28 protein-coding genes and 1 pseudogene are annotated in these 24,880 nt (G+C 39.9%); 27 read left to right on the plus strand and 2 right to left on the minus strand.

Going from position 1 to position 24,880, the window contains the following annotated elements:
* Nucleotides 1-36: 36 nt before the first annotated feature.
* The 16 genes from AB1280_RS18825 (at nt 37) to AB1280_RS18900 (ending at nt 12,203) form a co-directional block, all read left to right on the plus strand.
* Nucleotides 37-477 carry a low molecular weight protein arginine phosphatase gene (locus AB1280_RS18825; RefSeq protein WP_429756642.1) on the plus strand — a complete coding sequence of 147 codons (441 nt, stop codon included), beginning with the start codon at nt 37-39 and terminating at the stop codon, nt 475-477.
* A gap of 99 nt (nt 478-576) precedes the next feature.
* Complete coding sequence (gene rpiB, locus AB1280_RS18830; RefSeq protein WP_098917345.1) at nt 577-1,020, plus strand: ribose 5-phosphate isomerase B; 444 nt, start codon at nt 577-579, stop codon at nt 1,018-1,020.
* Nucleotides 1,021-1,086: 66 nt separating this feature from the next.
* Complete coding sequence (locus AB1280_RS18835) at nt 1,087-1,659, plus strand: TIGR01440 family protein (RefSeq protein WP_272189878.1); 573 nt, start codon at nt 1,087-1,089, stop codon at nt 1,657-1,659.
* Nucleotides 1,660-1,837: 178 nt separating this feature from the next.
* Entirely contained in the window at nt 1,838-3,079 is a 1,242-nt protein-coding gene (gene glyA, locus AB1280_RS18840; protein WP_429756643.1) for a serine hydroxymethyltransferase, read from the plus strand.
* Between the two features lie 583 nt (nt 3,080-3,662).
* The gene (gene upp, locus AB1280_RS18845; protein WP_020061432.1) at nt 3,663-4,292 is read left to right on the plus strand and encodes a uracil phosphoribosyltransferase; all 630 of its coding nucleotides are present in this window, start codon (nt 3,663-3,665) and stop codon (nt 4,290-4,292) included.
* A gap of 397 nt (nt 4,293-4,689) precedes the next feature.
* Complete coding sequence (locus AB1280_RS18850) at nt 4,690-4,734, plus strand: DUF4024 domain-containing protein (protein WP_368087050.1); 45 nt, start codon at nt 4,690-4,692, stop codon at nt 4,732-4,734.
* A gap of 41 nt (nt 4,735-4,775) precedes the next feature.
* Entirely contained in the window at nt 4,776-5,000 is a 225-nt protein-coding gene (locus AB1280_RS18855) for an AtpZ/AtpI family protein (RefSeq protein ID WP_272189876.1), read from the plus strand.
* On the plus strand, nt 5,000-5,392 hold the full coding sequence (locus AB1280_RS18860; RefSeq protein ID WP_020061434.1) for an ATP synthase subunit I: 393 nt from the start codon (nt 5,000-5,002) through the stop codon (nt 5,390-5,392). The genes AB1280_RS18855 and AB1280_RS18860 overlap by 1 nt, the downstream gene beginning before the upstream one ends.
* Nucleotides 5,393-5,399: 7 nt before the next feature.
* Entirely contained in the window at nt 5,400-6,119 is a 720-nt protein-coding gene (atpB, locus tag AB1280_RS18865) for a F0F1 ATP synthase subunit A (RefSeq protein WP_272189874.1), read from the plus strand.
* A 57-nt stretch (nt 6,120-6,176) separates the two neighbouring features.
* Complete coding sequence (gene atpE, locus AB1280_RS18870) at nt 6,177-6,395, plus strand: F0F1 ATP synthase subunit C (protein ID WP_020061436.1); 219 nt, start codon at nt 6,177-6,179, stop codon at nt 6,393-6,395.
* Nucleotides 6,396-6,521: 126 nt separating this feature from the next.
* Complete coding sequence (gene atpF, locus AB1280_RS18875) at nt 6,522-7,031, plus strand: F0F1 ATP synthase subunit B (RefSeq protein ID WP_272189872.1); 510 nt, start codon at nt 6,522-6,524, stop codon at nt 7,029-7,031.
* On the plus strand, nt 7,028-7,570 hold the full coding sequence (locus AB1280_RS18880) for a F0F1 ATP synthase subunit delta (RefSeq protein ID WP_272189871.1): 543 nt from the start codon (nt 7,028-7,030) through the stop codon (nt 7,568-7,570). The genes atpF and AB1280_RS18880 overlap by 4 nt, the downstream gene beginning before the upstream one ends.
* An 11-nt stretch (nt 7,571-7,581) precedes the next feature.
* Complete coding sequence (atpA, locus tag AB1280_RS18885) at nt 7,582-9,090, plus strand: F0F1 ATP synthase subunit alpha (protein ID WP_272189870.1); 1,509 nt, start codon at nt 7,582-7,584, stop codon at nt 9,088-9,090.
* A 207-nt stretch (nt 9,091-9,297) separates the two neighbouring features.
* Nucleotides 9,298-10,155, plus strand: coding sequence for an ATP synthase F1 subunit gamma (atpG, locus tag AB1280_RS18890; RefSeq protein WP_272189869.1), 858 nt, complete (start codon nt 9,298-9,300; stop codon nt 10,153-10,155).
* Nucleotides 10,156-10,386: 231 nt separating this feature from the next.
* Nucleotides 10,387-11,781 (plus strand): F0F1 ATP synthase subunit beta, encoded by a 1,395-nt coding sequence (gene atpD, locus AB1280_RS18895; RefSeq protein WP_272189868.1) that lies wholly within the window; start codon nt 10,387-10,389, stop codon nt 11,779-11,781.
* Between the two features lie 20 nt (nt 11,782-11,801).
* Nucleotides 11,802-12,203, plus strand: coding sequence for a F0F1 ATP synthase subunit epsilon (locus AB1280_RS18900; RefSeq protein ID WP_090917905.1), 402 nt, complete (start codon nt 11,802-11,804; stop codon nt 12,201-12,203).
* A 375-nt stretch (nt 12,204-12,578) separates the two neighbouring features.
* Here the strand turns inward: AB1280_RS18900 and AB1280_RS18905 are convergent, their stop codons facing one another.
* Both AB1280_RS18905 and AB1280_RS18910 read right to left on the minus strand, forming a co-directional pair.
* Nucleotides 12,579-14,522 (minus strand): diguanylate cyclase domain-containing protein, encoded by a 1,944-nt coding sequence (locus tag AB1280_RS18905; RefSeq protein WP_429756644.1) that lies wholly within the window; start codon nt 14,520-14,522, stop codon nt 12,579-12,581.
* A 267-nt stretch (nt 14,523-14,789) separates the two neighbouring features.
* A complete protein-coding gene (locus AB1280_RS18910) occupies nt 14,790-15,233 on the minus strand; it encodes a MarR family winged helix-turn-helix transcriptional regulator (protein ID WP_429756645.1) in 444 nt (147 codons plus the stop codon).
* Nucleotides 15,234-15,588: 355 nt separating this feature from the next.
* On the opposite strand from AB1280_RS18910, the pseudogene AB1280_RS18915 reads away from it, so the two are divergent.
* From AB1280_RS18915 to AB1280_RS18965, 11 genes and pseudogenes are all read left to right on the plus strand, one after another.
* A pseudogene (locus tag AB1280_RS18915) lies at nt 15,589-15,801 on the plus strand (DUF975 family protein); the annotation flags it as partial.
* Between the two features lie 284 nt (nt 15,802-16,085).
* Complete coding sequence (locus AB1280_RS18920) at nt 16,086-16,454, plus strand: NADH-quinone oxidoreductase subunit A (protein ID WP_272189865.1); 369 nt, start codon at nt 16,086-16,088, stop codon at nt 16,452-16,454.
* Nucleotides 16,445-16,963: an NADH-quinone oxidoreductase subunit NuoB gene (nuoB, locus tag AB1280_RS18925; protein ID WP_020061447.1), complete on the plus strand. Its 519-nt coding sequence runs from the start codon at nt 16,445-16,447 to the stop codon at nt 16,961-16,963. Before AB1280_RS18920 ends, nuoB begins: the two co-directional genes overlap by 10 nt.
* On the plus strand, nt 16,960-18,111 hold the full coding sequence (locus AB1280_RS18930) for an NADH-quinone oxidoreductase subunit C (protein ID WP_429756646.1): 1,152 nt from the start codon (nt 16,960-16,962) through the stop codon (nt 18,109-18,111). The genes nuoB and AB1280_RS18930 overlap by 4 nt, the downstream gene beginning before the upstream one ends.
* Before the next feature lie 3 nt (nt 18,112-18,114).
* Nucleotides 18,115-19,215 carry an NADH-quinone oxidoreductase subunit D gene (locus tag AB1280_RS18935; protein WP_272189863.1) on the plus strand — a complete coding sequence of 367 codons (1,101 nt, stop codon included), beginning with the start codon at nt 18,115-18,117 and terminating at the stop codon, nt 19,213-19,215.
* Complete coding sequence (gene nuoH / locus AB1280_RS18940; protein ID WP_272189927.1) at nt 19,215-20,216, plus strand: NADH-quinone oxidoreductase subunit NuoH; 1,002 nt, start codon at nt 19,215-19,217, stop codon at nt 20,214-20,216. Before AB1280_RS18935 ends, nuoH begins: the two co-directional genes overlap by 1 nt.
* A 22-nt stretch (nt 20,217-20,238) precedes the next feature.
* Nucleotides 20,239-20,658 carry an NADH-quinone oxidoreductase subunit NuoI gene (nuoI, locus tag AB1280_RS18945; RefSeq protein WP_020061451.1) on the plus strand — a complete coding sequence of 140 codons (420 nt, stop codon included), beginning with the start codon at nt 20,239-20,241 and terminating at the stop codon, nt 20,656-20,658.
* Complete coding sequence (locus AB1280_RS18950) at nt 20,655-21,179, plus strand: NADH-quinone oxidoreductase subunit J (RefSeq protein WP_272189861.1); 525 nt, start codon at nt 20,655-20,657, stop codon at nt 21,177-21,179. Before nuoI ends, AB1280_RS18950 begins: the two co-directional genes overlap by 4 nt.
* Complete coding sequence (gene nuoK / locus AB1280_RS18955) at nt 21,172-21,486, plus strand: NADH-quinone oxidoreductase subunit NuoK (protein WP_272189860.1); 315 nt, start codon at nt 21,172-21,174, stop codon at nt 21,484-21,486. Before AB1280_RS18950 ends, nuoK begins: the two co-directional genes overlap by 8 nt.
* A 29-nt stretch (nt 21,487-21,515) precedes the next feature.
* Nucleotides 21,516-23,381 (plus strand): NADH-quinone oxidoreductase subunit L, encoded by a 1,866-nt coding sequence (nuoL, locus tag AB1280_RS18960; protein ID WP_429756648.1) that lies wholly within the window; start codon nt 21,516-21,518, stop codon nt 23,379-23,381.
* Entirely contained in the window at nt 23,378-24,880 is a 1,503-nt protein-coding gene (locus AB1280_RS18965; RefSeq protein WP_272189858.1) for an NADH-quinone oxidoreductase subunit M, read from the plus strand. The genes nuoL and AB1280_RS18965 overlap by 4 nt, the downstream gene beginning before the upstream one ends.

Raw genomic sequence — 24,880 nt, forward strand, 5'->3', positions numbered from 1 at the left:
ATGAAAATAGATATTCATCATAAGGAGTGGTGTTTGGTGAAGCGAGTATTATTCGTTTGTACAGGTAATACGTGCCGCAGTCCAATGGCAGAGGCGCTATTACGTCATCATGGTAATGGACAGTTTGATGTGCAATCTGCTGGTGTATTTGCGGCGGTTGGCAGCGATGCATCTTCTCATGCCAAAAGTGCACTGGATGAAAAAGGTATCCGGGTTGTGCATTCTTCAAAGCAAGTGACAGAAGGGTTGCTGGAGTGGTCGGATGTTGTATTGACGATGACAGCGGGACATCGTCAACTTTTATTAACACACTATCCGGAAATAAGCGAAAAAGTGCATACATTATATGAATTTGTAGAAGGTACAAATAAGGACATTTCTGATCCTTTTGGCGGTTCGCTTGCTACCTATCGAGCAACACTGGAAGAAATAGAACAACTTATGCAAACTTTAGTGAAAAAACACTCAGAAAGCTGATGTTTCGTGTATAATACGATATTGGAGATTATGCTGATTTAATGGAAAGAAGAGATTTCTACTAATAGAAGTTTCATTTTATATTTGGAGGGGTTTAGAATGAAAGTAGTTGTAGCATCTGATCATGGCGGATTGAATATTCGTAAAGAAATCGTAAGTCTATTAGAGGAATTGAACATTGAATATATTGATTTAGGTTGTGAGTGCGAAGCGGGTTCTGTAGATTATCCAGATTTTGCATTCCCAGCAGCAGAAATGGTTGCAAACGGTGAAGTGGATCGCGGTATTTTAATTTGTGGAACAGGCATCGGTATGTCAATTGCAGCAAATAAAGTACACGGTATTCGCTGCGCATTAGTACATGATACATTTAGTGCAAAAGCAACGAGAGAACATAATGATACAAACATGTTAGCAATGGGTGAGCGTGTAATTGGAGCTGGATTAGCACGCGATATCGCAAAAATTTGGTTAACAACGGATTATGAAGGCGGCCGTCACGAAAATCGTGTAGGGAAAATTAAAGCGTACGAAGCGAAGTAATTGTAGTCTAACTTCTAGTAAGAGATAATATAATTTGTTGAACCTACCTGCGAAAGGAAGAGCGTAATGAGTGAAATATCACAATTAAAAGAGCAGTTGCAAACAGCGCTTTTTGAATTTCAAGAGCAAGCCACGCTGCGGAATGGGAACCTTTTTGTTGTGGGATGTAGTACAAGTGAAGTGCTTGGTGAAAGAATTGGAACATCCGGAACGATGGAAGTTGCAGAGGCGATTTTTTCTGAGTTAACACATTTTCAAGAGCATTATGGCATTACTCTAGCATTTCAGTGCTGCGAACATTTAAACCGTGCTTTAGTGGTAGAAAGAGAAGTCGCAGAAAAGCATCAGTTTGAGATTGTAACTGTTACGCCTGTCAGATCAGCGGGTGGGGCTCTTGCAACATATGCATATCATAATATGAAAGACCCCGTTATCGTAGAGTTTGTAAAAGCGGATGCAGGTATTGATATTGGAGATACATTTATCGGTATGCATTTAAAACATGTAGCTGTTCCGGTCCGTACGCGAGTGAAAGAGATTGGGCATGCTCATGTAACCATGGCAAAAACGCGTCCGAAGTTAATTGGCGGAGCACGTGCAGTATATGCAATAAAAGAGGAAACGTTTACTTGTAGTTAAGTAAGAAAAAAAGACCGAATTTGGTCTTTTTTTCTTTTATCATGTGTGGAGTCGTGTTAGAATGTAGTTGAAAATGTGAAGATTTAATAGGATTACAGCTAGAACTTTCGTTTTTTCTTAGGAAATGAAGGGAAAATATCGGAAATAGGTGTAGTTCGTTCAGAAAAGGGGGATTTTGGTGGAGCATTTAAAACGTCAAGATGAAAAGGTGTTTGCTGCGATTGAATTAGAATTAGGAAGACAGCGTTCAAAAATTGAGCTTATTGCATCTGAAAACTTCGTAAGCGAAGCGGTAATGGAAGCGCAAGGTTCTGTATTAACGAACAAGTATGCAGAAGGATATCCTGGAAAACGTTATTACGGTGGTTGTGAACATGTAGATATCGTGGAAGATATCGCACGTGATCGCGCAAAAGAAATTTTTGGCGCAGAGCACGTAAACGTTCAACCACACTCTGGTGCACAGGCAAATATGGCTGTATACTTCACAATTCTAGAGCAAGGTGACACTGTGCTTGGTATGAACTTATCTCACGGCGGTCACTTAACACACGGAAGTCCTGTTAACTTTAGCGGTGTGCAATACAACTTCATTGAATACGGTGTAGATCCTGATACACATCACATCAATTATGAAGACGTATTAGAAAAAGCGAAAGAGCATAAACCAAAATTAATTGTTGCCGGTGCTAGTGCATATCCTCGTGTGATTGATTTTAAGAAATTCCGTGAAATCGCTGATGAGGTTGGCGCATATTTAATGGTAGATATGGCACATATCGCAGGACTTGTAGCAGCAGGCTTACACCCAAACCCAGTACCATACGCTGATTTCGTAACAACAACAACTCATAAAACATTACGCGGACCGCGCGGCGGTATGATTTTATGTAAAGAACAATTTGCAAAGCAAATTGATAAATCCATCTTCCCTGGTATTCAAGGCGGACCGCTTATGCATGTAATCGCGGCAAAGGCAGTTGCATTTGGAGAAGCATTACAAGATGACTTTAAAGCATATGCACAAAATATTATTAACAATGCAAATCGTTTAGCTGAAGGTCTGCAAAAAGAAGGGATTACTCTTGTTTCTGGTGGAACGGACAACCACCTAATTTTAATCGATGTTCGCAATTTGGATGTTACCGGAAAAGTTGCAGAGCATGTATTAGATGAAGTTGGTATCACAGTAAACAAAAATACAATTCCATTTGATCCAGCTAGCCCATTTGTAACAAGTGGCGTTCGTATTGGAACTGCAGCTGTAACATCAAGAGGTTTTGGGTTTGCTGAAATGGATGAAATCGCATCAATTATTGCTTACACATTAAAAAATTATGATAATGAAGCAGCATTAGAAGAAGCGCGTATTCGTGTAAATACCTTAACTGATAAATTCCCAATGTATAAAGAGCTATAATAAAAAAAGCTGTTGAAACGTATTGTTTCAACAGCTTTTTTTAAGACAATTATTCTTTTGATATTAAATGGAAACAAATATGATATCAGTAAGTGGATGTAATATATCAAGAAGCTATTGTGTAATCCAAAACAGGTGGAGCATTTCGGAAAACGTAAGGTAAAAGGGGGATTTCTTCCTTTCGAAATAACGGATTTAGATGAAGTGCTTCCTGAAATGAATTGCAAAGACATAGTTTTGAAGGAGTTTATTAAATGAAAGGTTCATTTTTTTCTTATATTAATTATGTTCTATTGAAATAACATAATTAATAGTAAGAAACTAAAAAACAGTATTTCATAAAACTTTATATATGAAGAGAAGAACATTCAAGGTAACCTATGTATACAAATCTTGAAGACATTCTAAATATATAATGAGGGATGCCGTCTCTATAATTGGTAAAGCTATTCTTGTAAAAGGAAGAAGTGTTTGAAATTTTACCAAATTTGCCCTTGAATATTAGAAGCGTTTTCTTTACAATCGTACATAGTGTAAAAACAGGTGCTCTCACGCATCAATATCATCCGAAGGAGCGATTCACATGGGAAAACTGTATGTTTTTGATCACCCTTTAATTCAACATAAGATTACATATATTCGCGATAAGAATACAGGTACGAAAGAATTTCGTGAACTAGTAGATGAAGTAGCAAGTTTGATGGCGTTTGAAATTACACGCGATCTTCCTCTTGAAGAGATTGAAATTGAAACACCTGTAAGTAAAGCGAAAACAAAAGTGATTGCAGGTAAGAAGCTTGGTTTAATTCCGATTTTACGCGCGGGCTTAGGAATGGTAGATGGAATTTTGAAATTAATTCCAGCAGCGAAAGTAGGTCATATCGGTTTATACCGTGATCCAGAAACATTACAACCTGTAGAATATTATGTGAAGCTTCCAACTGATGTAGAAGAACGTGACTTTATTGTACTTGATCCAATGTTAGCGACGGGCGGTTCTGCATCAGAAGCCATTACGTCATTAAAGAAGCGCGGTGCGAAACATATTAAATTAATGTGTATCGTTGGTGCTCCAGAAGGCGTAAAAGTGATTCAAGAAGACCATCCTGATGTAGATATTTATGTGGCTGCATTAGATGAAAAATTAAACGATCATGGATATGTTGTACCAGGTCTTGGAGATGCTGGCGACCGTTTATTTGGAACGAAGTAAGACAACAGACGAGAGGGCATCCTTCTCGTCTGTTTTTTTATACAACATAAAAATTGGTGAAATCGCATATAATATAGAAACATCATATTTGAGAAAGGTATGTTAAATGTGAAAATTTATATATCAAGAAAACATAATAGTGACAAAGTTGTGAACTTTTTTCTTCTATTATAATGAGAAAAGGTCTAGAAGTTAGACGACTTTTAACATTTTTTTGAAGGAGAACGTTTTCAGTTATGGGAATAAATACCTAATACTCAAATTTTTTGATTTTTTTCGATTTGACGTTGACACTGTTTAATACCCTATTGTATGCTAACAACGGGGATAGATGGTAGGGTTTTCATTGACAAATTTTCGTCTATTCTTTGACAAAAAAAATAATTTTCTCATTTAAATAGGATTTATGCAAAAAAATGAGTTATTATTAACACATTCTTAAACACATAGTGAATGAGGCGTTACATATGGAGGGATGAATCCTTGGGGGAAAACAAGCGTAGTCCATTTAAGGCATATGCTTTAATGACCGGAATTCTTTCTCAGCTCGTTGGTGCGATTTTAGTTGGAATTTTTGGCGGGCAATGGATTGATAGTAAGCTTGGAACGTTTCCATTATTTCTAGTAATCGGTTTATTATTAGGACTTGGAACAGGGGTTTATGCGATGATTCGACTCATTCGACAATTTTATTCGGGAGAGCAATGATGATAGAAGTACATGAACTTGTCCAAAGACAAAAGAAATATATGTACAACCTTCTCGCACTCTTTGTATTAGGATGGGGCTTTACCTCATACAAAGATGTCTTTCTAGGACTGATTATCGGAACGATTTTCGGTTTTCTTAGTTTGCGCATCGTTGCACACAAGACGGACAAACTGTTAGATCGCGTTACACAAGGTGAGACAGTGAAGTATAAAGCGACTGCAGTGAGTACATATTCGAGATTAGCCGCGATAGGGCTATTAATTTTATTTGCAGCAAAATATCAACATTTAATGGCGATGTGGAGCTTAGCATTAGGATTGCTGACAGGATATCTTGTCATGATCATAGATTTTCTTTATCTACAGTATAAGAGCAGGGAAGAGAGGTGAATTACTAGTGGAACACGGTAAATTAGTTGAATTTCTAGGTTTAACGTTCGACTTGTCCTCTGTTATGATGACGACTGTTGCGGCAGTAATCGTATTTATCATTGCTATTATGTGTACCCGTCGCTTAGCTCTACGTCCAACAGGAATGCAAAATTTCTTTGAATGGGTTGTGGACTTCGTAAAAGGTATGATTAATAGTACGATGGATTGGCAAACAGGTGGACGCTTTTTAACGCTTGGAGTTACACTCATTATGTACATCTTTGTAGCAAACATGCTCGGTTTGCCGTTCATGATTGCGACAGCTGAAGGTGGAGAGCATATTGCATGGTGGAGATCTCCAACGTCTGACCCAGCAGTTACTCTAACTTTAGCCGTGATGGTAGTTGCCCTCACCCATTATTATGGAGTTAAAATGAAGGGTACGAAAGAATATTTAAAAGGCTATATTCAACCAATGAAATTCTTATTCCCATTAAAGGTAATTGAGGAATTTGCGAATACATTGACGTTAGGTCTGCGTTTATTTGGTAACATTTATGCAGGTGAAATTTTATTAACGTTACTTGCTCAGTTAGGAGCAAGCGGAACGTTTGGCGCATTAGGTGCTGTTCTGCCGATGTTAGCATGGATGGGCTTCAGTATCTTCGTAGGTGCTATCCAAGCATTTATCTTTACAATGTTAACGATGGTGTACATGGCTCATAAAGTAAGCCATGACCATTAATATATTTAAAGTAAGTACAAAATTTATTTTTTATTGATAAAAAGGAGGACTTTTAAAATGAGTTTAGGTGTAATCGCAGCTGCAATTGCAATTGGTTTATCTGCATTAGGTGCTGGTATTGGTAATGGTCTTATCGTATCTCGCACAGTTGAGGGTGTTGCTCGTCAACCAGAATTACGTGGTGTACTTCAAACAATCATGTTCATCGGGGTAGCGTTAGTTGAGGCGCTTCCAATCATCGGTGTAGTAATCGCGTTTATCGTATTAAACAAATAAGGGATAGCTCCCCTTACAATAAGTGGCGAAGATCGTTTTGGGACCTTCTTCGCCATTGCTTTATGAATGAAACATTACTTGTCTTTTCATTTGTTTAATTTAGATTTTTGAAGGGAGTGAATCCTTGTGCCAACTCTATTATTAGGAGCTGCTGCTGTCCCATACGGAACAGTGATTTATACAATTGTCGTTTTCCTAATTCTATTAGCATTACTTCGTAAATATGCATTTGGACCTTTAATGGGAATTATGAAGGAACGTGAAGATCATATTTCTAGCGAAATCGACGCTGCAGAAAAGAACAATGCAGAGGCGAGAAAGTTAGTAGAAGAACAACGTGACATGTTAAAACAATCACGTATTGAAGCGCAAGAATTAATCGAGAGAGCGAAAAAGCAAGCAGAGGATCAAAAAGAAAGTATCGTTGCTGCTGCAAAAGAAGAAGCAGTATCTATTAAAGAATCTGCTGTACAAGAAATTCAACGCGAAAAAGAGCAAGCAATTGCTGCTCTTCAAGAACAGGTTGCTTCTTTATCTGTCCAAATTGCTTCTAAAGTTATGCAAAAAGAACTGAAAGAAGAAGACCAAGTTCAATTAATTCGCGATTATATTAAAGAGGTAGGAGAAGCGCGATGAGCAATGAGATTGTAGCTAAACGTTATGCCGTCGCTCTTTTTCAAATCGCAAAAGAAAAACACGTACTAGAAATGTTTGAGGAAGAACTACGCCTTGTGCAAAGTGTTTTTGTAAGTAGTAAAGAACTACATACATTTTTAGGACAACCAAGCATTTCAGTTGAAAAGAAAAAACAATTTCTTTCTAACGTGTTTTCTACTGTTTCTCAGCCGATTTTAAGCACGTTATATATTTTAATCGATAATCATCGCGAAACATTATTACCTGAAATTGTAGATGTGTACGTTGCACTTGCCAATGAAGAGCGTAACGTAGCGGATGCAACGGTTTACTCTACTCGTTCTCTAACAGAAGATGAGAAGCTTAGCGTTGCAGAGGCATTTGCAAAGAAAACAGGAAAAGATGCAATTCGCGTTCAAAATGTTGTAGATGAAGATTTACTAGGCGGTATTAAAGTACGCATTGGAAACCGCATTTACGACGGCAGTTTACAAGGAAAGTTAGCACGTATTCAGCGTGAACTTATGAAGAATAGATAGGGGTGAAGCGCATGAGCATCAGAGCTGAAGAAATTAGCGCACTGATTAAGCAACAAATTGAAAACTATCAGTCTGAGATCGAAGTTAGCGATGTTGGTACAGTTATTCAAGTTGGTGACGGTATTGCACGTGCTCATGGTCTGGATAACGTTATGGCTGGTGAGCTTGTTGAGTTCGCTAACGGCGTTATGGGACTAGCACAAAACTTAGAGGAAAATAACGTAGGTATCATTATTTTAGGACCTTATACTGAAATTCGTGAAGGTGACGAAGTACGTCGTACAGGTCGCATCATGCAAGTACCAGTAGGGGAAGAATTAATCGGTCGTGTTGTAAACCCACTAGGTCAACCAGTAGACGGTTTAGGTCCAATTAACACAACAAAAACTCGTCCAATCGAAAACCCAGCACCAGGCGTAATGGATCGTAAATCTGTTCATGAGCCACTTCAAACTGGTATTAAAGCGATTGACGCTCTTGTACCAATTGGACGCGGACAACGTGAGTTAATTATCGGTGACCGCCAAACTGGTAAAACAGCTGTTGCACTTGATACAATCTTGAACCAAAAAGATCAAGATATGGTTTGTATCTATGTAGCAATCGGACAAAAAGAATCTACAGTTCGTAACGTAGTTGAAACGTTACGTAAGCACGGTGCATTAGAGTACACAATCGTTGTAACTGCATCTGCTTCTCAACCTGCTCCATTATTATACTTAGCTCCATATGCTGGTGTAACAATGGGTGAAGAGTTCATGTACAACGGCAAACACGTATTAGTTGTATATGATGACTTATCAAAACAAGCAGCTGCATACCGTGAGCTGTCATTACTATTACGTCGTCCTCCAGGTCGTGAAGCGTATCCAGGGGATGTATTCTACTTACACTCTCGCTTACTAGAGCGTGCGGCGAAATTAAGTGATGCAAAAGGCGCTGGTTCTTTAACAGCATTACCTTTCATCGAAACACAAGCAGGGGACGTATCAGCTTACATCCCAACAAACGTAATCTCTATTACAGATGGACAGATCTTCTTACAATCTGATCTATTCTTCTCTGGTGTACGTCCAGCGATCGACGCAGGTACTTCTGTATCTCGTGTTGGTGGTGCGGCTCAGATCAAAGCGATGAGCAAAGTATCTGGTACACTTCGTCTTGACCTTGCATCTTATCGTGAATTAGAAGCGTTCGCTGCGTTCGGTTCTGACCTTGATAAAGCAACACAAGCGAAATTAAGCCGTGGTGCACGTACAGTAGAAGTATTAAAACAAGGCTTACATAAGCCATTAAAAGTAGAGAAGCAAGTTATGATTCTTTACGCATTAACACGCGGATTCTTAGATGATATCCCAGTAGTAGATATCACTCGTTTCGAAGACGAGTTCCATGCTTGGTTAGATACAAATGCTGCTGAACTATTAACTGAAATTCGTACAACAACAAAACTTGCTGAAGACGACAAAATGGCAGCAGCTATTAACGGCTTCAAAAAAGTTTTTGTGGCTTCTGAGTAATAATAAAAAGCGGAAGCGGCTTGTTTGGCCGCTCCACTTTTATATAAGCAGGACTCTTACATAGAGTGCTAACGGATATGAAGAGGAAAAGAGTAGGTGCACCTATTCTTTTCCTTCAATCATGAACAAGTATAACGATTAGAAAGATTGACGAAGTGGAACTCTTTCTAATCATGCCAACTTCCGGAAAAAAGGTGGTGAAAACCTGTGGCATCTTTACGCGATATAAAAGCGAAAATTAACTCGACAAAGAAAACGAGTCAAATTACGAAAGCGATGGAGATGGTATCTGCATCGAAGTTAAGCCGTGCAGAACAAAATGCTAAATCTTTCGTTCCGTATATGGATAAGATTCAAGAAGTAGTAGCGAGCATAGCGCAAGGTAGCGGGGTAAATCACCCAATGTTAACAGCGCGTCCTGTGAAGCGAACAGGATACATCGTTATTACATCGGATCGCGGACTAGCAGGTGGATATAACAGTAACGTTTTACGTGCAGTAAGCAACGTAGTGAAAGAGCGTCATAACATGGATGCAAATCAATACGCAATTATTGTACTTGGACGTCTAGGACGTGATTACTTAAAACGTCGTGGTTTTAATATCATTGATGAAGTACTTGGATTATCAGATCAACCAGTATTCGCTGATATTAAAGACATTGCTTCAAGAGCAATTTCTATGTTTACAGATGGCGCTTATGATGAATTGTATATTTACTACAATCATTATGTAAGTAAGATCTCACAAGAAGTAACGGAGAAGAAAATTTTACCGCTTACGGATGTGGCATCTGACAAAGCAACAACTTCATATGAATTTGAACCATCTGAAGAAGATATTTTAAAAGTATTATTGCCACAATACGCAGAAAGCTTAGTTTACGGTGCATTACTAGATGGTAAAGCAAGTGAACACGCAGCGCGTATGACAGCAATGAAAAGTGCTACAGACAACGCAATGGAAGTTATCGATACACTTACACTTTCTTTCAACCGCGCTCGTCAAGCAGCGATTACGCAAGAAATTACGGAAATCGTTGGCGGTGCAGCTGCGTTAGAATAGTAATAAAAAGCGGAAGCGGCTCGCTCAGAATGGGAGGGGGATGGAGCTTCAGACGTAGAGGCGTTCTTTGCCTCGTAGGAAGAAGCGAAGCCACCGAGTACTCTAGACGCTGGAGCTGGATTAAGTAAAAAGCAGAAGCGATAATCCTTATGCGAAATGAAATATAAAAAATGCAAAACCGACTGTTCGTAGAAAAGCCGGTTAATTTAAAGAAAGCTAGGAGGGAACCCGATGAATAAAGGGCGCGTTACGCAAATCATGGGTCCGGTTGTAGACGTTAAGTTTGACGGCGGAAAGCTACCTGAAATCTACAATGCCCTTAGAATCAAAGAAGAAGCAATGGACTTAACTTTAGAAGTTGCGCTTCATCTTGGTGATAATACAGTTCGTACAGTAGCAATGTCTTCTACAGACGGACTTGTTCGTGGTACAGAAGTAGAAGATACTGGTAAACCAATTTCTGTTCCAGTTGGTGATGCAACACTTGGTCGTGTATTTAACGTATTAGGTGATGCAATTGACTTAGGTGAAGCAGTGGCAGCGGATGTACGCCGTGATCCAATTCACCGTCAAGCACCTGCATTCGAAGAGTTATCTACAAAAGTAGAAATTCTTGAAACTGGTATTAAAGTAGTAGACTTATTAGCTCCTTATATTAAAGGTGGTAAAATTGGTCTATTCGGTGGTGCCGGTGTAGGTAAAACGGTATTAATCCAAGAATTAATTAACAACATTGCACAAGAGCACGGTGGTATCTCTGTATTCGCTGGTGTAGGTGAGCGTACTCGTGAAGGTAACGACTTATACCACGAAATGAGTGATTCCGGCGTAATCAAGAAAACAGCGATGGTATTCGGACAAATGAACGAGCCGCCTGGGGCACGTCAACGTGTTGCGTTAACAGGTTTAACAATGGCTGAACATTTCCGTGATGAGCAAGGACAAGACGTACTTCTGTTCATCGATAATATCTTCCGTTTCACGCAAGCTGGTTCTGAAGTATCTGCCCTACTTGGTCGTATGCCATCTGCGGTAGGTTACCAACCAACACTTGCAACAGAAATGGGTCAATTACAAGAGCGTATTACATCAACGAATAAAGGGTCTATCACGTCTATCCAAGCGGTATATGTACCAGCCGATGACTACACTGACCCAGCACCAGCAACAACGTTCGCTCACTTAGATGCAACAACAAACTTAGAGCGTCGTTTAACACAAATGGGTATTTACCCAGCGGTAGATCCATTAGCATCTACATCTCGTGCACTATCTCCAGAAATCGTAGGAGAAGAGCATTATGCAGTTGCTCGTCAAATTCAACAAACACTGCAACGTTACAAAGAGCTTCAAGATATCATTGCTATCTTAGGTATGGATGAGTTATCTGAAGAAGATAAATTAGTTGTACATCGCGCTCGTCGCGTTCAGTTCTTCTTATCACAGAACTTCCACGTAGCAGAACAGTTTACAGGTCAAAAAGGATCTTACGTACCTGTAAAAGAAACAGTTCGTGGATTCAAAGAAATTCTAGAAGGAAAACATGATGACCTTCCAGAAGACGCATTCCGTCTTGTTGGTGGTATTGAAGAAGTTGTTGAAAACGCGAAGAAAATGATGGCATAAGGCCTTAGGAGGGACGAATTATGAAGACATTTCCAGTCAGTATTGTAACTCCTGATGGACCGGTTTATGAAAACGAAGTTGAAATGGTAAGCGTAAGAGCAGAGAGCGGGGAAATGGGGATCTTAGCAGGTCACATTCCGACTGTTGCACCACTTAAAATTAGTGCAATTCGCTTAAAAAATGGTGGACATACAGATTACGTAGCAGTTAGCGGTGGCTTTATTGAAGTTCGCCCTGAGAAAGTAACAGTATTAGCACCATCTGCTGAAACAGCAAATCATATCGACGTTCATCGCGCAAACGAAGCGAAGCGCCGCGCTGAGCAACGTATGCAAGATAAACAAGCACATGTTGACTTCAAACGTGCAGAAATGGCACTTAAACGTGCGATTAACCGTTTGGACGTTTCAAATATGAAGTAAAGAAAAAGCTGTAAAGGGATAAACCTTTGCGGCTTTTTCTCATTTATATATAAATACAAATTGAAAAAATGACAAAAAACCCTTTTTTAGTGGGGACGAGAGCATCTAGCCGTGCATAGAAGGGATTAGGGCCTTTTCCTACCACGTGCAAAGTTTAAAACAAAGAGAGAAAGCAAGTAGCGGTCATGTTTTATCCCGCTATTCGTGGGCAGTAATACTCCCGCCAAAGCATTGTCCAGCTCTAGTGGCTAGAATGTTCGGCGGCGAGCCACTTCCGCTTTTCTTAAGAAACTAGACAGGAGATAAATTGCCCGTAAAAAATGAAGAAAATCTTTACTGTTTAACGGTTTACTAAAGTAATAACTTTGCATATATTCACAGTCGGGCTTTTGTATAAATTGAAAAACCGTTTTTTCCTTTATTTTTCGTTTCGTACATTGCCATATCAGCATGTTGTAGGAGTGACATCGCGTCTTCACCGGCGTCTGGATATGTGGCAATCCCAATGCTCGGTGTAATTTGTAACGTATGATTTTCTAATTCAATTGGTGCGTTCATGATTTGTAAGATAGCATTTGCGATACTTTTAATTTCTGAAAGGGTTTCGTATTTTTCGATTAAAATGGTAAATTCATCGCCCGCGAACCGGGCAACCATTCCGTTTTGTCCAACCGCATGTTGCAAGCGTTTTGCAACTTCAATTAAGAGGAAATCTCCAGTTTTATGCCCAAGTGTATCATTAATAATTTTGAAGCGATCTAAATCGAGAAACATAATAGCGAGTGTTATGTTTTCTTTCTTAGCGTGAAGAATCGCATGATTAAGTTGTTTTTCAAATGCACGACGATTAACAAGCTGTGTCAATGTATCATGATACGCTAAGAAGTTAATTTGCTCTTGCTGTCGTTTTCCTTCTGTAATGTCTTTCACCATTAAGTAAATACCTGTGATGCGTGCTTGCGGTATGATGGGTACTACGGTTACATGTAAATAATAAATATCTCGGTTCTGATGATACGCTCTTATTTCTAAAGTTGTAGAGTGTCCCTCTTTCACATAACGAAAAGCATTTATGGCTTTTTCTAAATCTTCCTCATATACGAGAGAGCGATAGGATTCATGTAAAAGTGCATCTGTTTGATAGCCAAGTAATATAATCCCTGCATTATTTACATTTAAAAAATTCCCATGTAAATCTAATGTGAAAATAGGATCTGGATGATGCTCATATAGTGATTTAAACATTTGTTGGCTTTTATATAATTCATTTGTTTGTTTGACTAAGTCCTCTGTCCGTAGTTCAATTTGTTTTTCTAACTCTAGATTAAACAGCTGTTGCTTTTGCAATAGTTTTTTATTTTGATGCCGTACTAACATATGGCGAATAAGTACGAAGAAAAATGTTATAAACACGCCTTTTTCTAAAATGGGAGAAAAGTTTTCTTCATGTAAGGTAAATAGAATTAATGACGCAACTGCTAAATAAGGAAGTGATAATCGAACCTTCTCGCCTATTTCGGGATTGAAAAATATTTGTTCAGATTTGTTTTCTTCGTGTGTATGAAGCAGACAAGCGATTGCGACTAGCCCTAATACAATTTGGAAGAAAGGTGTTATTGTGAATAAAGAATGATTGGTTGCAAAATATTTAATATATCCATACATGGAATCAAGCAGTGCATATAAAATGAGTGAACCGCTTAATAAAGCAATAACTACTCGAGAAACAAATGATAAGGGACGAAATAATAAGCTAATGCCCATGACTAAAAATAGTAGATCTGTAATTGGATATACAAGTAATATAAATTTGTGAATGTTAGCGAGCGCATCTGGATGTACAGTATTTTTAAAGAATAGATAGCAATGTAAGGTAAATGCTGCTGTAACGATGATACAAACATCACATAACATAAAGATTTTTTCCCAATTTGTGCACTCATACATATTTTTATAGAAAAAAGCTAGCGTATAGAAAAGTACAAATAACAAATAGAATAGATCCGAGTAATCTATAAGTGCTTTGTAACTATGCGAAATGAAGTGTTGATACATAACAATTGTGTCGCCGATAAAATAAAAGAATGAGCCGATTGTTAAGAGCATCCAAAACGTATAAGCATGCCCTTCTTTACGAGAAGTAGAATACAATAACGAGCAACATATAATCACATTAAGAATGAAAGTTACGATACTTGTTTGTAATTGAAATGGGAATGAGTATGCATCCCATATTTGCAAAGCCATATAATGAAATGCAATATAAATCAATAAAGAATATATAAGAAAAAATAAATGGGTTTGTCCATTTTTTACCATAATAAGTCCCCTATGAAGTTAGATGTCATGTTATAGTATGTCATTTTTTTTAAGGGAATAGTATACTCAAAATATATTTGCTCACACAATAAAAAAAGCCCGATTGTTCCAAAGTGTAGGGAAATCGGACCTTTATAACTATGTTATGGATATTTGAGTCATTTTGCTGCATGTGCACATATTTCGGTGTTAAAAAACATATCGATATCTTTCCCTGTATAACGTTTGCATTCATCATCCATAGAATCTCCCTCCCGTAAATAATGGTTATTTTTGAACTTTCCTAAGTAAATCTAAAAGTTGTTTTTTTTCCTCATGATCCAACTTAGAAAATTGTGCTACCTGAAAGTGCTCTTGACTTGGAACCACTTCATGAAATAATTTTTTTCCTTTTTCAGTCAATGAAAGGTATTTTGTTTTCCATTCTTGCTCGCGTTTAATGAATCCCAATCCTTCCATTTTGCTTAACAGTTGCGTAATATTGCCTTTCGTAACAAAAAGCTTATCTGCTAATTCTTGTTGAGACAATTTTTCATGGGAACCGACTTGAACTAAGACGTCAAACTGGGCTACCGATAGATTCCATTTTTTTAAGTGTTGATTCGATTCGCGAATACTTTGGTTATATACTCTTGAGAGACGGAACCATAACATTAAACCGAGACGTTCCTCTTGTTTAGATAAGGAAGGATTGCTTGCATTTTCTTTCATCATGTCACCTAATTCTTTCATTTTTACATTGAATTTATGACTAAACTGATAGAATGTCAAGGCTTATAGTCGGTACGTGACGTTGTTATAAGTTTCCTAGATAAAATCGGTTTATAATTAAACTGATAAATGTAAATGTTATACTTGTTTACCATTACGTTTTGTATGAAAAGGAGTGTTAAAAATGGAAGAGAAAAAAGTAACGTGGTTAGAATTTTGTTATGACTTGCTATTTACAATAGCTCATATTTATCAAAATATATCAAAAGGGAGATACCTTTAACAAAATTTGGGGTTATTGTGAAATAAATTCCATATATATAATAGTATCATTTAGAGTATTAGGAGGTTATATATGATCAGCGAATTAAAAAGAGAAGCACTTGATGCATTAAGAGGAAGATGGGGATTAGCGGTAGGAGCGACTTTATTAATCGGAATTCTTATTGGTGCTGTAGAGTTAGCAACTACAGGTGCTTTTTCAATGTTTTGGGGGTGGAAAGAGGCAAAGGATTCTATTACAGTAAGTATTGTGGCGATGCTTATTATCGGTCCGTTAACGCTGGGTGAGGGCTTTTAATCAGTGGGGGATGAAGAACCCCCTACTGATTAAAGTTTCACTTTATGAGAATGAAATTAGTTACAATTACTGTACACCAAGTAACATAAGGAAAAGTCTTCCTCTGGTTACTTGGTTTTTCTTTTTTTCAATGTATCGACATAAGAATTTGAAATTTGCTATAATATCTATAATTGCATTATTTAGAAAAATTAAAAAATAATAAATAATGCAAATGAATCATAACGTGTACTGAGTGAACTTGTTTTTATGAGGGGGGAGAGAGTTTCACAATGGTAAATGTATATGAAAATAGTTATATGATTGTCAGTATTTTTTTGCTATTAGGTATATTGTTACCGGTTGTAGCACTCACCTTGGGGAAATTGCTACGTCCACATAAACCAAGTGCAGCGAAGAAAACAACATATGAAAGTGGAATTGAGCCGTTTCATGATGCAAACGTCCGCTTCCATGCCCGCTATTATATTTTTGCATTGCTTTTTGTCATTTTTGATGTGGAAACTGTGTTTTTATATCCGTGGGCGGTAGCGTATGACGAACTGGGGTTATTTGCATTAGTGGAAATGCTCATTTTTGTTATTATGCTACTCATTGGTCTTGCATATGCTTGGAAAAAGAAGGTGTTACAATGGCTATAAATTTTGAAGATATTCATCCACAGGAACGCGCTGAGTTAGAAAGAAATATATTTTTCACGACGCTTGAACAAGTAAAAGGTTGGGCACGCAGCAATTCATTATGGCCAATGACATTTGGATTGGCATGCTGTGCAATTGAGATGATGGGAGTAGGTTCTTCACATTATGATTTAGATCGATTTGGCTCGTTTTTTCGTACATCCCCGCGTCAATCGGATGTCATGATTGTATCTGGAACGGTTACGAAAAAAATGGCCCCTATTGTTCGGCGTTTATATGATCAAATGCCAGAACCGAAGTGGGTCATTGCAATGGGATCGTGTGCAACGGCGGGTGGACCGTATGTAAATTCATATGCTGTTGTAAAGGGAGTGGATCAAATCGTGCCGGTGGATGTATACATTCCTGGTTGTCCGCCGAATCCAGCAGCTTTAATTTACGGGATTAATAAATTAAAAGAAAAAATTCGTTACGAAGCAAAGACAGGAAAGCAGGTGACGAATAAATGAGCGATCAAGATAAAAATATAGATGATCTGAAGAAAGAAGCGGCAAGACGTGCAAAGGAAGAAGCAAAAAAAAGGCTTGCGGCACGTCAGGAAAATGAAGTTCATCATGTAGAAGAAAAAGAGAAAGCGCTATCAGTCGAAAGTGAAATCGATATAGCAGAAGCAAAGGTGGCCGCACTAGCGAAGCAGAAGGAAAAGGAAAAAGAATCAGATCCAGAAGATAATGAGAAAGAAAAAGCAATCGCCGCCGCGAAGGCAAAAGCAGCGGCCGCAGCAAAAGCAAAGGCGGCCGCACTAGCGAAGCAGAAGGAAAAGGAAAAAGAATCAGATCCAGAAGATAGTGAGAAAGAAAAAGCAATTGCCGCTGCGAAGGCAAAAGCAGCGGCCGCAGCAAAAGCAAAGGCGGCCGCACTAGCGAAGCAGAAAGAAAAAGAGAAAGAATCAGATTCGGAAGATAGTGAGAAAGAGAAAGCAATCGCCGCCGCGAAGGCAAAAGCAGCGGCCGCAGCAAAAGCAAAGGCGGCCGCGTTAGCGAAGCAATCTGAAGGCGGAAACATAGATGCGGAGAAAGAAAAAGCAATTGCGGTTGCAAAGGCGAAAGCAGTAGCTGCAGCAAAGGCCCGCGCTGCTGGAGGAAAGAAAGAGGAAGAAGAAAAAGTAGAAAAACCTTCGCAAAATCAGCCGTATTTAGATGCCTATGTTCAGGCGGTTATAGCGAAATTTGGCGAAGGTGTGCTGGAAGATTTCTATATTAATAGGTTGTCTAAGGATGTCCCAACGCTCGTTGTGAAAGTAGCGCATTACTATGAAGTGATGGAGCTTTTAAAGAAAGATCCTGAATTGGTATTTAGTTATATGTCAGAATTGCATGCAACAGATTTTGCTACGCATATGGAAGTGTATGTGCATTTATTTTCATACGGTAAGAAGCGATCTGTAGCGGTGAAAGTAAAGCTTGACCGGGACGAGCCAAAGGTGTCTTCAATTGTACCACTTTGGAGCGGGGCTGATTGGCCGGAGCGCGAGGCATATGATTTGCTTGGCGTTGTGTTTGAAGGACATCCAAATTTACGGCGTATTTTGATGCCTGATGATTGGATCGGCCATCCACTACGAAAAGATTATGAGCCTTTTGATGCGGGGGTGTAAAACATGATTCGTACAGAAGAAATGCTTTTAAATGTAGGACCGCAGCATCCGAGTACCCATGGTGTATTTCGGCTCGTTATTAAAATTGATGGGGAAATCATTAAGGAAGCTACGCCTGTAATTGGTTATTTGCACCGTGGTACAGAGAAAATTGCGGAAAGTTTGCAGTATACGCAAATTATTCCATACACAGACCGAATGGATTATTTAGCGGCAATGACAAATAATTATGTCATTTGTCACGCAGTGGAGACGATGATGGGGCTGGAAATACCGGAGCGTGCTGAATATTTGCGCATACTTGCAATGGAGCTTGGGCGCGTGGCGAGTCACCTTGTTTGGTGGGGAACCAATTTGCTTGATATTGGAGCTGTCAGTCCATTTCTATATGCATTTCGCGAACGCGAGATGATTATTAACCTACTGAACGAATTATGCGGAGCGCGTTTAACGTTTAATTATATGCGTGTTGGCGGGGTGAAGTGGGATGCGCCGGACGGCTGGATTGAAAAAGTGCAGGGATTTGTTCCTTATATGAGAGAGCAGCTAGAGGGGTACCACGACCTTGTGAGCGGCAATGAAATTTTCTTAAATCGAGTAAAGGGAGTCGGTACTTACTCGGCAGAGGACGCCCTGCAATATTCGTTAAGCGGAGCAAACCTGCGCTGCACAGGTGTGAAATGGGATCTTCGTAAAGATGAGCCGTACTCTATTTATGACCGATTTGAGTTTGATGTTCCTGTCGGTAAAGTGGGTGATGCTTGGGATCGTTACGTTTGCCGAATGGAGGAGATTGAAGAGTCGCTGAAAATTATTGAACAAGCGGTAGAGCAGTTTCCAAAGGAAGGAGCAATCTTAGCGAAGGTGCCAAAGATTATTAAACCACCAAAAGGTGAAGCATTCGTGCGAATTGAGTCACCGCGCGGCGAGATTGGCTGTTACATTGCAAGTGAGGGAAAGAAAGAACCGTATCGCTTAAAGTTCCGTCGCCCATCTTTTTATAATCTGCAAATCTTACCGCATATCTTGAAAGGCGAGAATATCGCAAACTTAATTACAATTTTAGGCGGCATTGATATTGTACTTGGGGAGGTTGATGGGTGATGATACAAAACCTCTTGGAGTCACCCGCAAGCTGGACGAATTTTCTTATCTTTTTCGGATTGGCAACGTTGTTATTGTTTGTCGTTCTTGGCTTTGTTACATATGGGATTTTAGCAGAACGAAAAGTAATGGGGTTTATGCAGGGACGTATAGGGCCGAATCAAGTGGGCGGTCGTTTTGGACTCCTGCAAACAGTGGCAGACGTGTTAAAACTTTTGTTAAAAGAAGATACGATTCCGAAATTGGCCGATAAACCGCTCTTCATATTAGCACCGGTCATTGCGTTTGCGCCGGCATTCATGGTACTAGCGGTCATTCCGTTTACAGATAAGTTGCAGTTTGCCGATATCGGCGTTGGCTTACTGTATTACATTGCAGTCTCAGGTATTACGACAATTGGTGTTGTAACTGGGGGCTGGGCGTCTAACAATAAATATTCATTACTTGGCGGAATGCGCGCCGCAGCACAAATGATCTCCTATGAAATTCCACTTGTGATGAGCGTAATCGGGGTTGTCCTTCTAACGGGCAGCTTAAATTTAAATGATATTGTAGAGGCGCAAGAAGGGGTTTGGTACATTTTCGTGCAGCCAATTGGTTTTATCGTTTTTTTAATCGCGGCTGTTGCTGAATTGAACCGAACGCCGTTTGATTTACCGGAAGCCGAATCGGAGCTCGTCTCTGGATATCACACGGAGTATTCGGGATTTCGCTGGGCGTTCTTTATGCTTTCTGAGTATGTGTATTTCTTCGGAATGGCATCGCTTATGACAGTGCTATTTTTAGGAGGTTGGCAGCCAATTCCGTTTCTAGCGTTTATTCCAGGGGCTGTTTGGTTCGCGCTCAAATTTAGTGCGGTTGTCTTTCTGTTGATTTGGTTCCGCGTAACGTTCCCGCGTATACGAGGCGATCAATTAATGGAGTTTGGCTGGAAAGTATTACTGCCGGTAGCACTTGCGAATATTTTCTTAGCAGCATTGATAAAAGAATTGTTCTTCTAATCTAAAAGGGGGCAGGAGTACAATGAAGGGATTATTTAAAGGTTTAAAGTATACACTTAGCAATTTAAGTAAGAAGAAAGTAACGTACGACTATCCAAATCAGCCACTACCACTCCCAGATCGCTTTCGCGGTATTCAAAAGTTTTATCCGGAAAAATGTATCGTGTGCAATCAATGCGCAAATATTTGTCCGACAGACTGCATTCAACTAACAGGGAAAAAGCACCCAGATCCAGAGAAGAAAGGGAAAATCATTGATACGTATGATATTAATTTTGAAATTTGTATTCTTTGCGATCTTTGTACGGAAGTTTGCCCGACAGAAGCCATCGTGATGACAAATAACTTTGAGTTGGCCGAATATTCGCGAGATGATTTATTTAAAAACTTACAGTGGCTTGATGAAAATGATCAACATGTGAGAAGGGAGAATAAAGCATGAGCGGCGAGTTAGTAGCATTTTTAGCATTAGCCCTGCTTGCGATCATGGGCGGTGTACTTATGCTGAACTTAACGAAAGTGATGCATATGATGCTCGCTCTAGTATTTACATTCCTTAGTATTGCCGGGCTTTATTTCATGTTATCAGCAGAATTTGTCGGGGTTGTCCAAATTTTGATTTATTCCGGTGCGATTACGATTATTATGATTTTTGGCATTATGTTAACGAAGCATAATGATCAAGAAGAATTGCGCTTTGGCTTTCGTAAATTCATTGTTTTTCTTGCTGTAGTAATCTTCGGTGCGGTAATGTATTTTGCGGTGAATAACGTCGATTTTGAGAGTGGACGTGTTCAAGGCGGTTCACTACTTCATGAACAAAATACACGTCAGATCGGAGAATTGTTGTATTCGAAATATATAATACCTTTCGAGTTAACCTCTGTTGTATTACTTGTTGCCCTTGTGGGAGCAATTGTACTTGCGAAGAAGGGCGAGAAAAAGGAGGATTCGCATGAATAGTATTCCAGCTTCTGCGTACCTGACGCTTGCGATTATACTGTTTTGCATCGGTTTATTTGGAGCATTAACGAAGCGTAATACAGTAATTGTATTGGTTTGTATTGAACTTATGTTAAATGCGGCGAACTTAAATTTAGTTGCCTTTAGTAAATTAGGGATGTTTCCAAATTTAAAGGGACAAATTTTTGCATTGTTCACAATGTCCGTTGCTGCAGCTGAAGCAGCGGTTGGTTTGGCGATTTTAATTGCTTTATATAGAAACCGCGCAACTGTTAATACAGATGAAATGGATTCGTTAAAGCATTAAGGTGATGACCGAAAAGGGGGGAGAAATTCATGATGGATTATGCATGGCTAATACCGCTTTTCCCGCTTGTGTCTTTCGTTTTACTCGTGATATTTGGCAAGAAGCTAAAAGAAGGAAGTAGCTGGGTTGGTATCTTGCTTACTTTTCTTTCATTTGCGGGTGCGGTAGTTGTATTAATAGAACGGCTATCATCAGAAACGGTAAAGCAGCAATGGACTTGGCTTCAAATTGGGGATATAAACATTTCTTTTGGCTTCGAAGTAAATGCATTAAACGTATTAATGCTCTTTATTGTCTCACTTGTAAGTTTGCTCGTTCATATGTATTCGAAGGGATATATGCACGGCGATGAAAGACTCCATATCTTTTATGCATACTTAGGGTTGTTTACATTTGCGATGCTGGGGCTTGTCATCTCGACTAACTTATTACAACTTTATATATTCTGGGAGTTAGTAGGACTCGGTTCCTTCTTATTGATTGGTTTCTATTTCTTTAAAGAAGCAGCAAAGGCTGCTGCGAAAAAAGCGTTTATTATGACGCGGATCGGTGATATCGGCTTGTTTATCGGGATGATTCTATTATTCTGGCAAGTTGGCAGCTTTGATTACGATGTCATTTTTCAGGCCGTACAAGCTGGAGAAATTTCTGGAACGATGATTACATTGACGGCGATTTTAATCTTCGTCGGCGCAATGGGGAAGTCAGGTCAGTTTCCGCTCCATACGTGGCTTCCAGATGCGATGGAAGGTCCGACACCGGTATCAGCGCTGATCCACGCGGCAACGATGGTTGCTGCTGGGGTATATTTAGTTGCTACTATGTTCCCGCTTTTCGCAGCGAGCGAAGCAGCGATGCAGACTGTTGCGGTTATTGGCGGTATTACGGCAATTTTTGCAGCATCTATTGGTATCGTGCAAACGGACATTAAGCGTGTATTAGCCTACTCCACGGTAAGTCAGCTTGGTTATATGATGCTCGCGCTCGGTTCTGCTGGGTACGTGGCGGGTGTGTTTCATTTAACGACGCATGCTTTCTTCAAGGCTTTATTGTTCTTAGCGGCCGGCAGCGTCATTCATGCCCTGCATACGCAAAACATAGAAGAAATGGGCGGCCTGTTTAAGAAGATGAAAGTGACCGGCTTATTGTTTTTAATTGGAACGGTTGCGATTAGCGGTGTTCCATTATTTTCTGGTTTCTTTAGTAAGGATGAAATTTTAGCGGCGACGTGGGAGCGCGGCAATTACGGTTTATTCGTCCTAGCGGTAGTCGCAGCTTTCTTCACTGCTTTCTATATGTTCCGCTTGTACTTCCTTGTCTTCATGGGAGAGGCGCGCGGGGAGCAGAAACATGTGCATGAGTCTCCAAAGGTAATGACAGTGCCAATGATGGTTCTTGGCATTCTAGCAATCGTGGCTGGTTATGTGAATACACCTTGGTTCGGAACGTTTCTTGGGGATTGGCTTACAGAGGACGCGGCGATTCAAGTGAGAGAGGTTCATGGCCCCGCCTGGATTATGATTGTGGCAACGATCGTTTCATTGGCTGGGATTGGTTTAGCGTATTTGATATATGGAAAACGTACCATTTCCCGTGATTGGCTTGGCGGGAAGAATACGGCCATGTATAGCTTGCTCAAGGAGAAATATTATATTGATGAATTGTATAGTGTAACGGTGCTTCCGCTCGTGAAAGGAATTGCATATGTTCTATATTTCTTTGAAACGTATATTGTCGAAGGGATCATGCAGCTTATTAGCGGCAGCGTAAAAGGTGTAAGTACGATTGGCTCGAAACTCCAAAACGGACAAGTGCAAATGTACGGCACGGTTACAGCGGTTTGCTTAGCCGCGCTCGTAATGATTCTGTTATTGACAGGGGGGTATGGACAATGAGTTCCTTTCTATTATCTTTCTTCATTTTCTCCCCGCTTCTTTGTATCATCCTGCTGGCATTTGTACCGAAGAAAGAGGAAAGAGCGGCGAGGATGGTTGGTTTGCTTGGAACATTACTTCCGCTTGGCTCCGCGCTCTTTATCGTAAGTACATATGCATCGGGAAAAAGTTTAACGATGTTTGCAGAAAAGGTAAAGTGGATTCAATTTGGAAAATTTCCAAGTGTAGAGAAAGAATTGTTTACCATTTATTACGAACTCGGCATTGATGGCTTCTCGCTCGTCATGATGTTTCTGACGGCATTATTGGCGACTTTGGCAGCTATTACGGCCTTTTCCGTTACAAAGCACGTAAAAGGTTTTTACATGCTCTTGCTTATGCTTGAAGTCGGCATGCTTGGCGTCTTCGCAGCGGAAAACTTGCTACTGTTCTTCGTGTTCTTTGAAATTACATTGCCAGCTATGTTTTTACTTGTTGGGAAATGGGGCAAATTTAGCAGTGAAAAAGCGGCGTACAGCTATTTAATTTATAACGGCATCGGTTCAGCGATTTTACTCATTGCCTTTTCCATTTTATTCGCAAGAGCAGGTACAACAAATATTGCAGAGCTGCAAGCTGTTTTAGCAGGAAAAGAAATGACAACCGTTGGTGAACTGTCTAACTCCTTGCAGCTTGGTTTATTTATAGCAATTATGATTGCGTTCATGATTAAACTTCCAGTCTTTCCGCTGCATCGCTGGATGGTAAATGTCCACGTAGAGGCGCACCCGGCGGTAGTCATGCTGCATGCAGGTGTTCTCTTAAAGATTGGAGCATACGGGATTGTTCGCTTTGGAATGGGACTTTTCCCAGAGCAGTTTGAAACGTTCGCGGTTGTTTTAGGCGTTTTAGGCGTTATCAACTTGTTGTACGGAGCACTCTTAGCGCTTGTTCAAACAGATTTCCGGAAGGTGCTCGCATATTCCAGTATTTCGCATATGGGAATTGTACTAATCGGTCTATCTGCGCTGAACGCGGCGGGAATGAAGGGGGCATTGTTTCAAGTCGTTTCCCACGGTTTAATTGCGGCGTTGTTATTTTTCTTGCTTGGTATAATCGAGCAGCGCTTTCATACTTCTGACATTACAAAGCTTGGCGGCTTAGCGAAGCGAGTACCGGTGCTTAGTGGATTCTTGTTAGCGGGAAGTATGGCTTCGCTTGGACTTCCTGGAATGTCTGGCTTTGTGAGTGAATTTCTCGCATTTCTTGGCTTGTTTCAAGAGCACAGGGTATTAGCGGCAATTGGGGCGATTGGAATTATTTTAACAGCCGTGTACGTACTCCGGGCAGCTATGCAAGTTATATTTGGAAAAAGCGAATGCGAGGCGAAGAGTGATCTACACGGATTGGAGTATATTCCAGTGATAACCTTGCTTGTTTGTATTCTAATCATCGGTATTTTGCCGGATGTGCTGGGTGAACCGCTTCGTGACACATTACAATCGTTAGGAGGTAGGTAG

It is taken from the genome of Bacillus sp. S10(2024) (assembly GCF_050473865.1).
GTDB lineage: Bacteria > Bacillota > Bacilli > Bacillales > Bacillaceae_G > Bacillus_A.